The organism is Sphingomonas sp. RB1R13 (genome assembly GCF_036663775.1).
Lineage (GTDB): Bacteria > Pseudomonadota > Alphaproteobacteria > Sphingomonadales > Sphingomonadaceae > Sphingomicrobium.
In genome coordinates, this window is sequence record NZ_JAXOJM010000001.1 from 237,887 (window position 1) to 252,900 (window position 15,014).

General features: G+C 56.9%; 9 protein-coding genes. 3 read left to right on the forward strand and 6 right to left on the reverse strand.

What is annotated here, in order from left to right; all coding sequences use genetic code 11:
- The 3 genes from U1700_RS01195 to U1700_RS01205 all read left to right on the forward strand — a co-directional run bounded on the left by U1700_RS01195 (window position 1) and on the right by U1700_RS01205 (window position 5,763).
- Complete coding sequence (locus U1700_RS01195; RefSeq protein ID WP_332749434.1) at window positions 1–3,240, forward strand: efflux RND transporter permease subunit; 3,240 nt, start codon at window positions 1–3, stop codon at window positions 3,238–3,240.
- Window positions 3,237–4,493, forward strand: coding sequence for a glycosyltransferase (locus U1700_RS01200; RefSeq protein ID WP_332749435.1), 1,257 nt, complete (start codon window positions 3,237–3,239; stop codon window positions 4,491–4,493). The genes U1700_RS01195 and U1700_RS01200 overlap by 4 nt, the downstream gene beginning before the upstream one ends.
- 346 nt (window positions 4,494–4,839) lie before the next feature.
- Window positions 4,840–5,763 (forward strand): diacylglycerol kinase family protein, encoded by a 924-nt coding sequence (locus tag U1700_RS01205; RefSeq protein WP_332749437.1) that lies wholly within the window; start codon window positions 4,840–4,842, stop codon window positions 5,761–5,763.
- Between the two features lie 97 nt (window positions 5,764–5,860).
- On the opposite strand, the gene U1700_RS01210 is transcribed toward U1700_RS01205, so the two are convergent.
- From U1700_RS01210 to U1700_RS01235, 6 genes are all read right to left on the reverse strand, one after another.
- Entirely contained in the window at window positions 5,861–7,291 is a 1,431-nt protein-coding gene (locus U1700_RS01210; RefSeq protein ID WP_332749439.1) for a DUF2235 domain-containing protein, read from the reverse strand.
- Window positions 7,292–7,754: 463 nt separating this feature from the next.
- Complete coding sequence (locus U1700_RS01215; protein ID WP_332749441.1) at window positions 7,755–8,627, reverse strand: hypothetical protein; 873 nt, start codon at window positions 8,625–8,627, stop codon at window positions 7,755–7,757.
- A 99-nt stretch (window positions 8,628–8,726) separates the two neighbouring features.
- Window positions 8,727–9,332: a hypothetical protein gene (locus U1700_RS01220; RefSeq protein WP_332749442.1), complete on the reverse strand. Its 606-nt coding sequence runs from the start codon at window positions 9,330–9,332 to the stop codon at window positions 8,727–8,729.
- Window positions 9,333–9,417: 85 nt separating this feature from the next.
- Window positions 9,418–10,245, reverse strand: coding sequence for a hypothetical protein (locus U1700_RS01225; RefSeq protein WP_332749444.1), 828 nt, complete (start codon window positions 10,243–10,245; stop codon window positions 9,418–9,420).
- 516 nt (window positions 10,246–10,761) lie between these two features.
- Entirely contained in the window at window positions 10,762–13,746 is a 2,985-nt protein-coding gene (locus tag U1700_RS01230; RefSeq protein WP_332749446.1) for a MobA/MobL family protein, read from the reverse strand.
- Window positions 13,747–14,430: 684 nt separating this feature from the next.
- A complete protein-coding gene (locus U1700_RS01235; protein WP_332749447.1) occupies window positions 14,431–14,667 on the reverse strand; it encodes a hypothetical protein in 237 nt (78 codons plus the stop codon).
- Between the last annotated feature and the right edge of the window lie 347 nt (window positions 14,668–15,014).

Below are 15,014 nucleotides of genomic sequence, written 5' to 3' on the forward strand. Positions count from 1 at the left end.
GTGATCGCCCGGCTCGTCGACCTTTCGGTCGCTCATCGATACCTGGTGCTGCTGTTCGTAAGCATCGCGGCGGCATTCGGCATATACCAGCTTAGCGCTCTGCCGATCGACGCCGTTCCTGACATTACGAACAAGCAAGTCATCATCAATAGCCTCGATCCGGCGCTCGGCCCGCTGGATATGGAAAAGCGAGTCACATTTCCGGTCGAAACCGCGCTTGCAGGCATTCCGGGGCTAGTGAGCACCAGGTCTATTTCTCGCAACGGGTTCAGCCAGATTACGGCCGTCTTTGCCGACAGTGTCGATATTTATTTCGCTCGGCAGCAGGTGGCGGAGCGCCTGGCACAAGCGCGTGATCAGCTTCCGAGCGGCGTCCAACCCGCCATGGGTCCCGTGTCGACCGGACTAGGCGAGGTTTTAACCTGGTCGATCCGCTACAAGCAGCCACGCAAGGTCACGGGTGTTTCCGGCTGGCAAGCCGATGGAAGCTATCGAACGCCCGAAGGCGAGATCCTCGCCGACCCGGTTGCCCAAGCGGCTTACCTGCGCACGGTGCAAAGCTGGATCGTCGCACCGCAAATCAAGTCAGTCCCCGGTATCGCCGGCGTTGACTCGATTGGCGGATACGAAAAGCAGTTTTTGGTGCAGCCAGATCCCGCCCGGCTCGCGGCATATGGCATTTCATTCGAAGATCTCGCCGCCAGTCTTGAAAAGGCGAACATCTCGGTTGGCGCGAATTTTATTGAACGCGGCGGCGAAGCATCTTTGATCCGGGCAGATGCTCGTATCAGGACGATCGAAGAGATTACTCGATCGGTGATCGCCACCAAAGCGGGCGTTCCGGTCACCGTTGCGGACGTAGCAAGCGTTAAAATCGGCGGCGAGTTACGGACGGGCGCCGGAAGCGAAAACGGTGACGAGGCCGTCATTGGAACAGCGCTGATGCTTGTTGGAGAAAACAGCCGGACGGTTTCGGCCGCTGTGGCTGCGAAGCTGGAAGACGTCAGTAAATCACTACCCGCGGGCATCGCGCTAGAGGTTGTTTACAATCGGGCTAAGCTCGTCGACGCGACCATTGCCACAGTGCAAAAGAACCTCATTGAAGGCGCGTTGCTCGTAATCGTCGCGTTGTTCCTTCTGCTCGGTAATATCCGAGCGGCGCTGATAACAGCGCTCGTGATTCCTTTGTCATTTCTGCTGATGGCCATCGGCATGACGAGGCTGGGAGTGTCGGGAAATCTGATGAGCCTAGGGGCGCTCGACTTCGGCTTGATTGTCGATGGGGCCGTCATCATTGTCGAGAATTTTCTTCGACGAATGTCCGAACGCCAACATGAAACGGGCCGCCTGCTTTCGCTAGCTGAACGGCTTCAAGAGGTTACGGATGCCGTCAAAGAGATGGTCAGACCTACACTTTTTGGCCAGGCGATCATCTTCATCGTGTTCATTCCGCTGCTGACTTTCCAGGGCGTGGAGGGCAAAACCTTTTCGCCAATGGCGATCACCGTAATGTTGGCACTCGCCGGAGCGTTTGTCCTATCCTTGACCTTCGTCCCCGCGATGCTTGCTCTGCTGATTACCGGCAAGGTCGAGGAGAAGGAAGTCCGGGTCATCGCTTTTACGAAAGCGCATTATATCCGGGGCTTGGCGTGGGCGAGAAACAAACCACTCGTCGCTATCGGCACAGCTGTTGGTGTTTTCGTAGCCGCCTTTCTCATTTTCGGCGGTGTCGGGCGTGAATTCATGCCTCAACTCGACGAGAAAGACTTCTCGCTTGAAATCGTCAGGATTCCTTCAACCTCCCTGAATACCTCAGTGCAGCTTGAACTTCAGCTGGAACGTGAGCTGCTCACTTTTCCAGAGGTCGAGCGCGTAGTCTCGAAGAACGGAACCGCCGAGGTCGCCTCGGACCCCATGCCCCCAAGTTCCTCAGACGCCCTCGTCATGCTAAAACCGCATGACAAATGGCCTGATCCATCGATGTCAAAAGCTGAACTCATTGAAAAGATCGACCGCAAGCTCTCCAAGCTCGTTGGCAGTAGTTACAGCTTTAGCCAACCTATACAGCAACGCTTCAATGAACTCATTGCCGGTGTCCGCGGCGACGTTGCCATCAAGGTCTACGGCGAAGACCTAGAGCAGATGACCCGGATCGGCGATCAGATCGCTACCATCCTTCGCTCTATCCCAGGGGCGGCAGACGTTCGCGTGGAGCAAACTGGTGGCTTCCCAACTCTCGATTTGCAGTTTGATCGCGCTGCAATCTCGGCGGCAGGCCTAACGATCGACGAAGTTACGTCGGCGGTGTCAACGGCGCTTGGCGGAAAGGAAGCCGGACAAGTATTTGAGGGCGATCGCCGCTTTTCTATTGTCGTTCGGTTGAGCGATCCTCTCCGCAATAACCTCGATGCAATTGGGGCTTTGCCAATCACGTTGCCAGATCGAGGACAAGGCATTCGCCAATCCGTCCCGCTGCGCACCCTAGTGCACTTTGCCAACGTGGATGGACTCAATCAGATCAGTCGCGAAAATGGGAAGCGGCGTGTCGTCGTCCAGTCGAACGTTCGGGGCACGGACGCGGGCTCCTACACGTCGACTGCCAAAGCAAAGGTCAATGAGCAGCTGCGACTTCCGCCGGGCGTGTTTCTCGAGTGGGGCGGCCAGTCGGAAAACTTAAAAGCAGCTCAAGCCCGGATTGCCATCGTCGTGCCAATTTGCGCTGCGGTCATCCTCTTGCTGCTATTCATGGCGCTCGGAGATATACTCCTGTCGGCCGTCATCTTTGCCACGGTCCCACTGGCGCTTGCGGGTGGCGTTTTTGCTCTGCTGCTGACCAGCCAGCTATTTTCAATATCGGCTGCTGTAGGTTTCATCGCCCTGTCCGGCGTTGCGATCCTAAACGGGCTTGTCATGATGACCAGCATCCAGTCGCGGCTTGCGATGGGTAATGAAATTGGCGAAGCCGTGTCGAACGGCGCCATAGAACGCTTTCGTTCGGTCGTCATGACAGCAGTCGTGCCATCGCTTGGCTTCGTGCCCATGGCTATTGCTCACGGAACCGGGGCGGAGGTGCAGAAGCCACTTGCCGTCGTGGTCATCGGTGGCCTGATGACGGCGACTATCCTAACCCTGTTTGTCCTTCCCGTCCTGACCGAAATCGCCTTGCGTTGGCGCGAGCGAAGGACGACCCAGGCCTCGATTAGGCCTCAAGAAGCCGCAAAGTTCGGGTCGTCGACATGACACTAACTGGCGCTGCGACGGTCCCTCAAACCAGCCACTTTGATGTGCAGGCACCCGTGCATGACAGCTCAAAAATGATTTGCGATCTTACGCAGAGTTGGTCCGAGGTCGGCGGCGGCGTGCGCACTTATCTCATGCGCAAGCGCCAACACATCTTGGAAAATACTCAGCACCGACATCTGCTGATCATCCCCGGACCCAAGGACGAAACCATCACCGAAGACCGTTGTATAACCGTTTTCGTCAAGTCGCCGCGAGTTCCTGGAAGCCCGCATTATCGATTGCTGCTGCGAAACCGGGCGGTCCGTCGAATTCTTGAACTGTATCGGCCAACGCTCATCGAGTGCCAAGATGCCTATAACTTGCCTTGGGCGGCAATCGCGCACCGTGAGAAGTATCTCGATTGCGCCCTGGTCGCTGCATATATGACCGACCTTCCCACCGTCTACGTAGAACGTCCGCTCACTCGCTTCCTCTCGGCCGGCATCGGGGAATGGGGCCGGGGCATAGCAATGCATTACTGCCGAACGCTTTATGGAAAGTTCGATGCGGTGTTTGCGCTGTCGAAGCACGGAGGCGCGGATAAGCTTGAGGCTGCGGGCCTGGCTAACGTCCCAGTCGTTCCATTGGGCATCGATCTGTCGGTTTTCACGCCCGATCGCCGCGACCATGATCTGCGAGCATCAATCGGCGTGAGTGAGAAGCAGCCCGTCCTCATTTATGCAGGCCGGCTTGATCACGAAAAACGGGCCCAAATCGTGCTCGAAGCATTCCGGCTACTTCCCCCCGAAGTGGGAGCAAAACTCGTGATGCTCGGCGAGGGGCCGTTAAGACAAAGCCTCCTTGCCCATGGTGTAATTGCACCTGGGTTTCTGCGTGATCGGCGCGAGGTCGCGCGCTGGCTTGCCAGTTCAGACATCTATGTATCGGCAATGGCCGATGAAACATTTGGAATCTCGGTAATCGAAGCCCAAGCGTCAGGCCTGCCAATCGTTGGTGTGAAAGCCGGCGCTATGATCGACAGAATTTCACCTGCTACGGGGCGGCTTGGCGCAGTGGACGACGCGCGCGAGATGGCAGCGAATATTCTTGAAGTGTGGGCACATGGCTCCCGCGCAATGGGTCATCTTGGGCGCAACCACGTTGAGACAAAGTTCTCGTGGGACCAAACAATGAGAACGCTGTTCACGAAGGTTTATTCTGTCGCGCTGTATAACACCTGTCTTCCAGCGCTATCGCGTGGTCAAAGTTAATAATGCTCAAAACAAATCCTACGAGCTTATGTTAAACTTATTCGGCTTAGCTGACTTTTTATTGCTGTCGATAATCTCGACTGATTAGTAATTGAGTTTTTCAAACACCTTAGGGTGGGGGATGGCTGTCATGGCACAAGAATATGAGTTCCGGGGACGAAATCACCGCACAAGTCTCGCTTTGCTTGACGACTTGACCACGTCCAAAAACAAAAAGTATCAAATTTGGATATACCTTTTTGGATTCGCTGGTTTAATACTAGTTCCGCTCATCGCTTTAGCATGTCTGCTGTCCTGGCCCTTTTCGCCACAATCCGACCAAAGACGTAATGAGCCCGGGGTCTAAATGTTGGCAACGAAACTCAAAGTGAGGCCGCTTCCCAAGCAAGCGATCCTAGTTGTCAACGCAATGAGCCGTCGCGGTGCTGACGCGTTCGAGGAAGTTCGAACCAAACTCATCGACGCCGGCGTTGAGCTGCTCGAGGCGCACGCGATCGACCAGCCCGAGCAAATGGAGCGAACGGTTCAGGATGCCATCGCCAAGGCGCCAATGGTCATCCTTGGTGGAGGGGACGGGTCGCTGTCGACCAACGTCGATCTTTTTATGGGAAAGGATACGGTGTTCGCGTTTGTGCCGCTGGGCACCGCGAATAGCTTTGCTGGGACGCTAGGCATTCCGAAGGACATTGACGGTGCCATTGCAGTTATTGCGTCAGGAACACGAAAGCGTATCGACCTCGGCTGTATCGACGGAGACTTCTTTGTGAATGCCGCAGCAATTGGCCTGTCGCCAATGATCGCAAAAACCGTGCCGCATAATCTGAAGCGCTACCTTGGCATGGTCGGTTACCTCCTCTGGGCAATACGCTGCGCATTCGAGTTTCGCCCTTTTCGCATGGTCATCGAACATGAGGACGGCCACCGTGACAAAGTGTGGGCGACGGAAGCGCGGATCGCGAACGGAACACATCACGGCGGAGTAGAAATCCTAGAGAATCACGAGATCGACAGCGGCGAGATCGTCATTCAGGCGGTGACAGGAACAAGCGTGTGGGGATTGGCATGGAGCTGGTTCGCAACCGTGCTCCGCCTCCGATCGCGGCATGGAACCACGTGCGAATTTCGAGGGCGGCGAATGCGCCTGATAACCCGACCGGAGCTCGACATCTCCATAGACGGGGAAATTGCCGCGCGCACGCCTGTGACAGTGAGTGTGGCACGAGGCGCGATCGAGGTGGCGGCGCCGGAAGATGGGCAGTTTACAACCTGACCAAGCGGCTATGAGGCCAGCGAAACCGTAGCTGCCGCTCGGCTGCCTGGGATGGAAGAAGGCTTCAATAATAGTCTGCTAGCGTCAATGACGCTGACTACCCATAATATTGATCAAAGCGCGGATCAGCGCGGAGGTTCTCGGGTTGGTAACGGGCGAAATGGCCACATTTCCAAACCCCGGCGAGATCGAACCTTTGTTGAACACTGGGGTGCAATGGGGCCCCCGCTGCCTCGGTTCGAAGCGCCTCTTTCCAGCTCGGCGACCAACGCCGCTTGAGCCATCCGGGCAACCAACGCGCGACTGCATCGCGCATAGCGTCGACTTCGCAATGCTGGATGCCAGCAGGTGACGGAAAAGTATTTAGCTTAGTGCGATCCACGATCAGCGGGTCCGGTATAGACATGGCCTCGCCGACCATCCAATTAAGGGCGATGTCCGAAAGACGAGATTGCTCCTCCGCGTAGCTACCGCCAATGTCAGAGTGATTACCTGCAAACCACAATTGAATAAAACGCTCCGGCTCGCCTTCCTTCCGTTCATCGATGACGCCCTTCCACCCCCATTTCACGCGCGGGAAGTCAGCACGAGTCTCGTCGATCGCGAGGGCATGCCGGGCGAACCTGATCCCTTGCGGGCGCCGTTGGTCGTAATTCTTCATCTGCCACTTTGCGATGTGCCAACGGAGGTCACCCTTTTTTGGGAAGTCGCGCATCACGTGGAGCGTGGAACGCACGCTGGAGTAGGTGAAAATCAGCAGCGCGCCGATCATAAGCGTTGCAGTTGCCATCCAGAAAGATGTCGCAAAGGCAGCTTTAGATACTGCGGCGATGGCCATGCTGGGCACGAGAAGCCCGCCAACCAAAGCGAGGCTCAATGCTACTCGCACCATGCCTCGAGCGCCCAACGAGGCCACCGTGTCAAATACCCCGACAAAATGCGGATGGACGTTGGACTCGTCGAGGTTGCCTGAAGCGTATTTAGAACGAAAGCGACGGGCCAGCTCCTTGCGCTCTTCGTCAAACTTGGCCGCTGACCGCCCTGCACCGTGTTCGTAAACCGTCTTTACGGCCTCTTCGGCGATCGAACCTGCCTCCGGTTTGCGACGAGGAAATGGCTGGCCGGCACGACCGACTGTCGGAACACCGCACAGCTCAAGTAAGTTTGCAACACAGCGCGCCGTGTAGGCACCCCGGCTAAAGCCGAAGATGAAAATATGGTCGCCTTCATCGTAGTTATCCAGAATGTTGGCATAGCACTCGATGATGTTGTCCGTGATGCCGCGTCCAGTCGCAGAGGCCATGAGCTTTCGTAACCAGCGAATGAACCGCGTCGGCGCTCCCTTAATGTCGTCGTCAGTTCCAAGGCCCGCTTCATAAAAGGCGACTTGGGCCGCAGGGTCGATAGAGCTGTCTGGACCAGTTCGGCTGGCTCGGAACAGCTTATAGATATTGCTTAGGCGCTGGTCCGGCCGCACACCGCCCGCTTGGCCGGTCCCATCCGAAAAGATCACTAAGTTTTTCGGCACGCCTACTCCCCCCGTCCGTAAGCCCCGAGGACACTGCCTGCCTCCCCCGAGGTCAATGGCACTACGAGAACAACCTAGCAACATGCGCGAACCCGAAAATTAAATGGTGGCTCTTTTGAAATGGACCAAACAATGGGGTCGACGGCAAAATTAGGCTCAGCCAACCGACTGCCCTCTTTTACTCGGTGCTGGCGATGCAGCCAGAAGGATCCCGTCCTTGGCCGTGGAACAGTCTTGAGCGGCCAATGGCTGCATGCGCCATCATCCCCTTAATGAGTTGATCGGAACGGCGCTCGCGCTGGCTTGCGACGAGTGGTCACTCCCACGATGTAAAACCTGCTGAATACCACTAGCGAGCCGCTGAAGGGGCCGGTCGTAACCGGCCCCACGTGTCGTTAGCTCGAGCTTTGCTGTCGTGGAGGCAACCAGCGATTGCACAATTCCTCCATGCAAAACCTGGCGGTTAGGCCGCAATCGAACCCTCGTTATTGATTGCATCGACGTCGTTGGCTGCTGCCAACATCATCTGCCGTTGAAGCATGGCGCGGTGCGCGCGCAATGCCGGGATATACCGCCGAGTGCCCTTCAGTTCTTCAATCTGACGGAGGATACGGTCTTCGACCACCTCGCTACGGGCGCCCGGATCGAGCAGCTTGCGCCAGCGAGCTAGGATCAGCACTGTGGTAATCACATCAACTTCAACACATTCCTGGCAACTTTCGAAGTCGCCACCCTTGATCAGGCCTGCCACCGCGAACGGCGGCGCAGTGATCTTTGCTGGGATGTTAAGCGAGGCCGCATATTCGCTCATGTGGACCGGTTTCATTTTGGAGCCACCTGTCAACACTCGGCATAAGTCGATGTGATTGGCTTTGCCTTCGCCGCTCCACGCCATCCATCGAAAGCGTGGCGGAAGTGACAGCCCATGGCGGAGGGTCGCAATCTTGATCAGCGGAAAATCATGCCAGCCACCGCCCCAAGAAACAATTTCCGCACCTTCCGGAAGCTCACCAAGGACTTGATATAAGGCAACCATTAGCCCGCGCTCATCGAGATCGGGCGCCGCAAAAGTCTCAAAGCGCGATACGTGGATGTTGCCCTGACAGTGCTCAAACAACACCATGACGGACACCGCAAAAATCGTCTGAAAAGGCCAGCGAGGGGTCTTAAGAGGGTCGTCGTCGCGCTTGTAGCCACGGCGGCTCTCGTCGTCGTTGCCGCTCCATCGTTCCATGGCCTGATAGCGCCGGTGTCCTGCCTCGTCGGCTACGGCGCTTTCGACGTCGAGCACGATATAGCAGCGGGGTTGAGCTTCACTGAAATGTTTGTCGTTCACGTATATTCTCCTTAATGCGGCGCCACTTGCGGGCGCTAGATGCGACAAGGCCCGCATGATGGCGGGCCTTGTCGAAAGTCGTTGGTGGTAAGGTGAGGCTCAGGCGATCGAGTGCGCCGTCCGCCATTGGTCATAGTCTGCGGTTGCCCGGCAAAGCTCGGTTTTGGTCAGCCACTCATGCGCGATTATGAGCCAAATCGACTGCGCCTTGGCTGAGAGTTCCTGCCCCAGCTTGTTTGGATTGCACTGCCGATTGGGTCGGTGCCACTCGGCCGGCAGGGCGTATTCGCTGGCTAAGACCTCAAGCGAGCGGTGGCGATCGCGATCCCACCAATACGCATCTTGGACCTCGTTGGTCAGCGCCGCCTGTAGACGCAGCAAGGCAGGCTTGCAGCCAGCTTCATTCTGATCGCCGCAAGGCACACGGATCAAGGCATCAACCATTAAGTCAAGGCGATGACCGGCCAACGTCGTGTCAGGATCCAGATGAAACGCGAGGTCCTTGAGCAGGCGAGCGCTTTGGGTGCCGGTCTCATCGAGTTGGCGGAACTCCTCGAATTTGAAGCCGCGTCCCCTCCGCTCGACTTTCAGAATGGCGAAACCGTTGAGGTAAACGAGCTTGGTTGGATTGGCTTTTTGCTGATCTCCATCAACGATGACGAAGCCGGGAACGACGACCGCCATCTTGGCTGGGTAGTTTGACATAAATACTTCCTTTTACTGAGGGCGAGCGCCTACGACCGCGGGCTCGCAGCGGTGACGGAAGCTCGTAACGGTTGGTTAGGCCGGCTTAGCCGACGGTGCTTTGGCGGGACTTTGGCGCGCTGCGCGCTTGCTCCTCGAAGTGCCGATCAGTTACTCGATCATCGAGAGCGCGAATGCCTTCGTCGACGCGGTGAAGCAGTCGGACGCGCTCCAGCACGGCGTTGCCGGACAGCTTCTGGAACTCGTCCAGGTGGTCCAGACCGGCATCGCCGACCCAGTTAGCGAAGTCGCCGATCAAGCTCGCGGCAAATGCGGCGTCATTGGCGCGGAGGGCCTGCACCATCGCGAACAAGACAAGAGTTGAGCCTACGTCTTCTTCGCAATACCGCTTCACAGCTTCGATGCCGTGGTCACGCAGCATCTCGGCAACATCACCGCCATGACCATTTTGCTTCGATGGGATCAGTGCTGCTTCGCAGAGCATCTCGAGGCTGGCCCGCGGGGCCGCTCCGAAATTGGTAATGAGCTCGGCAACGTCGATGTGGCTGCCGCCAAAGCGGGGTGATGCCCACGCGTCCGTAAGGTTTCGGCATTCGTAAGCGGAGGCCCGGAAAGCGGCCATTGAAAGCACGCTGAGGTCGAATCCCTTTCCATTAAACGTGATTGTCCGTCGGCCCTTGAGCAGTTCGTCGATGCGAGCGATTGCCGCTCCTTCGTCACGAAACTCGACGCTTTCGATCGCGAATTGCCACTGCCCATATTCAGCCTGATCTGCGACCAGCACGCTTGCGACAAGCGGTCGATGCAGCGGCCATGGTGGGAACCCGCCATCTGGCCGCGCCGGGGCCAAGGTCTCGATATCGAGCACCGCAAGATGGCTTGGCGCCTTATTGTAGGTTTGATTAAAGTGCATAACTGTCTCCATGTTCAGACCCGGCGGGAGCCGTCAGCGACTTGCCGACTATTTTCCTCTCCCTTCCGGGTCTCACCGGAAGCCCTTCCCTGAAGCTCTTTTACTTCGCCCTGGAATGTCGCAGCCGCCGCGGCGGCGGTCGACTTTTCCACGAATAAGCTCATGCGCCATCGCACTGATTGGGGTGCGGCGATTGCCGGCACCTTGCACGTCGATCGAGACTAGGCGGCCAAAAGACAAATCCTGCAATCTGGGCCTCCCGCAGTGGGCAGGCCGCCGATGCCCGACGACTCTCGAAAATGTCTTGGAATGTCGAGACCGATTGTTTGGCGACGGCCGAGTTAAATAGTTAGTCAATATCGGCCTGACGCTGCTCCATTAGCCGTCATGGCGGACGGCTTCTTGCAGGGTGAGCATCCATACTGGTTGGCGGTCAGTTCAGAAGGACGTGTAACCGGATGACGCGACTAACCCCGGGCGGCGCCCTGCGATGGCCAACAAACGTGAGCCGATCCACTAGCCACCAATGCCTCCGGAACCCCCGGCACCGTCACGCTGTGCATGAACGAACCGGATTTGCTCAGCTTCCCAAGCCTCCTTTGCACTCGACCCGATCAATTTCAGAGCTGCCGGACTGCGCCTGATTGCGGCTGCCGTCTTCAATCGTTCTTCTGTTGTCTTCGCGGAGATAAAATTATGGCAAAGCAGGAGAGGTTCCGAGACGCTCGCTTGCTGTGGCTCAGCTTTTGCCGCTTCAACGACGATTTCTGGCTGTGTTCGTTCTGCTAGGAGTGGGGGCTCGATATGAGCGACAGCCCATGCGATATTCGGATGGATCGGCCACTTTTCCATCAACTCGAGAGTCATGCGGTCTAGGGCATTCGTTCTACCTGCCGCCAGCAACTCACGATTAGTCCAAAGGTCCTTGGCAACCTCAAGAGCTATCAGATCCTGTCGAGCTTTGACAGCTCGCAAGGCTAATTGCCTTTGACCGATGAGGGCAGGATCACCACGCTCCAATTCTTGGTCTGGTGCCGCCAAAACCACACCATCCTTCTCGATGAGAAGGACGTTTCTTTCTTCAAGCCTTTTGACGAAGGCATCCAGCATGCCCTTAACGATCCATGCAGCGGAATCCACCTCCTGCCGATCCAGACCGGCAGGAGCGACCGGTTCGGTAAGCCCACCCGCGTCGACCGAGGATCGATTGACTAGTTCACTTCCTCGCCCACCCCCCTCAACAAAAACTTGCGTATCCAGGTCAACCGGGCCGGGCCGATTGACTTGGTGAGACGTCGAACTAATGATTGAAGGTGAGTCATCCTTGGGTGCAACATTAAGCGGCCCCGGATTAATTTCGCGGGTTACAGCCGGATTGGCCGAAATTTCCTTGCTCGTCTCGGCTGCCTGAGACGGGCGCTCGGTAGGGGTCGAGATATAGTTCAGTTCTGGATCGGGGCCATTTGCCAGCTTTTGGGCGAGCTCGCGTCCAAGGCTTGAACGTGGGTTTGCTATGCCCTCCGCCGGCGCTTGAGCGGGCGATCCATGTGACCGTGACCTGTCCGCGGCATCAATTTCAAGACTCAAGCGGGTGAATCGCTCCATTTTGCTCGCCCATGACAAGAGCGCCTCGGGGGGCACTAACGAAGGGCTAATGGCCCCATCGGCGCCGACGACGCCAGGCTTCTCCGTTTGAGTTTTCGCGGAGGCGACCAAAGGAGGAACAACGCGAGGTGCAGGTGATTTTGGGCTCCGGACAAGCGGCGGAACGACCGACGATTTGAACGCGGGTTGGGTTACAACCGTTTGGACAATGTTGTCGCTTTGGGGCACGGCAGCTGCTGGGAGACGCGGGCTTTGAGGGGCCAGCGATTCAAATTTGCTTGGGGCCTGCGGCTCTGCGGCGGACTGCCGAAGCATGGATTGCATACGTCTCGTTGGTAGAATTGGGAGCTTTGGCAGACGGCGAAAGTGAAGGTCCGCGCGCTCCTCAGCGGAGAGCGGATCGCTGGCCCGGTCGATGAGCAATTGCAGGTCAGGACCCTTTTCAAGCTCTTTGATCGATGTTTTCAGCTCCTTGAGACACGACACGTCATCGGGATGGGCTGCCACCCATTCCCGCCAATATCGCCGCGCTGCGTTCACGATTGTCGCATGTTTTCCATGCCTATCCTCACCGTGGCGCACAACGCGAAGGTTCGTTTTTATGGCCAAATAGGCGCTTGATAGATTGCGATCTATTTCCAGCTGCAAGGAGGCCGCGTCTCGCTTCTTCGCGGCCAGCGAACGAGCAATTTGAAAGCCCTCAGCTGCTGCCTTGCGCTCTCTAAAGCGAGCACCCAACAGCATTGCATCCATTGTCTGACCAGCCAAAGCTACCTGGGCGACATCGAGCTCAGTCATCCGATTATTGTAAAGCTTCGCGATTTCCTTGCGGGCAGCTTCGGCATGATTTTGCTCGTTGCGAAGCCCTATCTCCGCGGCGAAGCCTCTACGCTCCAGCGCGTGAGCGTCAGGGCCAAGCGGGCGGTCGGGCTTTTTGTCGATCCCTCTTTCTTCGTTTCTACGATGGTCAACGAGCACGCGGCCAAAATCCCGTATCGCTATTTTGTTTATGATAAGCGCGATGTCTCGCCTACTCTCTTTGGGCACTGAGTAGGCACGCATCGGTTCCGATTTATTCTGCCGGAAGACCTTCTGTGGTCGCTTGTTTCCTGAAGCATAAGTGCATTCCCGGATGACCTCAAAATCCCAGCGCCGTTTGTCCTTGTCAAATTTCCCGGCCCGATAGTCTTCCCGGACATCGTCTATCCACCTGGCCGATACGTTGGCCAAATCGTCCTTTTCGATACCGTTGAGACGGCGACACGGCCGGTCATAAATGTCGATATGGCAGTGGGCATTTCGGCGATCATTCTTTGCTGACGGCTCGTGAATGACCGCCATATACATGCAATTCAGAGCCAGAAAGCGTGCACAGATGAGCTCGAGCGCTTCAACCCGCTGAGCAGCGCTAAATTCTGAAGGGAAGCTGACGACGACTCGCCATTGCGTCCGCCCGCCCCGGCCTAGCCGCCATTTGATGCCATCGGCGCGGTCACGTGCTACCTGATTGCGGGGCTTCACCGGAGGCCGAAAATCGCATTCTCGGATGATATCTTGAAGGGCCATTCCGCCACGGCAGAGCTGGACAACGGCTTCACCATCGGGGTTTTGCCGATAAGCAGCAATTATCGCCGGGTCACACGCTGGATGATCGACAACCTTGCGCCAGAGCCAGCGGGATTTATCAAAATCAATCTCCACTTGATCGACCGACGGGTTGCGCTCACAACGTTCGACGGCGTCAAAGAATTCTATACATTTCTCAACGTCGGTGTCTATGTTGCTGATTAGCTCAATGTTTCCGATCTCGTTGACCTGGGTTCGGTCGCTAACCAGGTAGCCGCCGCGTTCGCCTGCTGAGTATCTTGCTCCTCTGCCGGCGGCGCCCGGGCTCACCTTTGTCCCATTACGAAGCTTTCGTTCCATCCTAGTCTTGGGGATAGCTGCGATCTTGAAGGTGAATGGAGCTTTCCCACCCGGGAGGCGGGCCCGCCCTCCAACCACGACCGGCAGTTTGAATGGCATTGAGCGGCTGGTGCCGGAATAAAGCCGACTTGTAGCTTTCCTACGGAATGAGCCTCCACCGCTTGTCGGCTCAGACCTGCGGACACTTTGAACGAGCCTTATAGTCTTCCCAAATTCCCGTTCGAGCCGGCGAGCCTTGGATCGTGCCAAGCTTTCCTCGATCTCTTCGCGCGCGGCTGTAATGGCAGAACCTTGCTCCACCTTAGCTAACCTTCTCGGAATTATTGTTGTGCTGGCCCTTCATCGACCATTATATGCGGTCCAAGCATCAATCTAGCAAGCTTTATGGCATAAGTCATAAAATTTGCGCTAATGCACCTACCTTCATAACCTGTTTACTACTTCCTAAACTATCGTTTTGGTCTTCTTGTTACAATTCCTTTACCCTTGTTGATTAGGGGCATTCTGGTTCTTTCTTAGTCGTGCTGAAACCGTTCAAACAACGAATCTGATTTGGTCCTAGACTATTTTGTCTTTGGTTTGCTGATGTGCCTTGATCCTGAGATATTGTTTTGACCAAGGGCGGCGCGGGAGAACGCGGCCCTACTATCGACATTACTTGAACTTACGCTTGAGACAAGCGCGGAACTTGCGGTGCCCATCTGGTCCGAATTCCTCGAGCACGGCCGGGTCTAGTGCTGTAAGGTCATCGAACACGCGGCCTAGCGGCGCGTTGTTTCTGACGCATTCCTCGAGCAGTTCCAGATATCGGTCGAGCGATGGGCGAAGTTTTTTGCGCGATGTGGGTATCTTTATGCCCGCAATGTAAGCCGCGCGCTGTTCCGTCGTCATGTTAACCGAGATCATCGGCCGCGTGCCCACGGACGAACCAGTCCCAGACCTCGGCAACTGCGCGGACGGGGTCGTCGGCTGTTTAGGTTGCTGCGCTGACCCACTCGCTAAGGCGGATACGGACGTCTGTGCCGGTGGCTGTGCCGGTAGCTGTGCCGGTGGCTGTGCCGGTGGCTGTGCCGGTGGCTGTGCCGGTGGCTGTGCCGGTGGCTGTGCCGGTGGCTGTGCCGGTGGCTGTGCCGGTGGCTGTGCCGGTGGCCCAATCGGCAATTGCGGTAGGCCACTCGTGTTCCCATGACCGGGGGTTAGTCCCGAGCGGGTTGGGGTGTCGTTCGGCCCGTCGAATG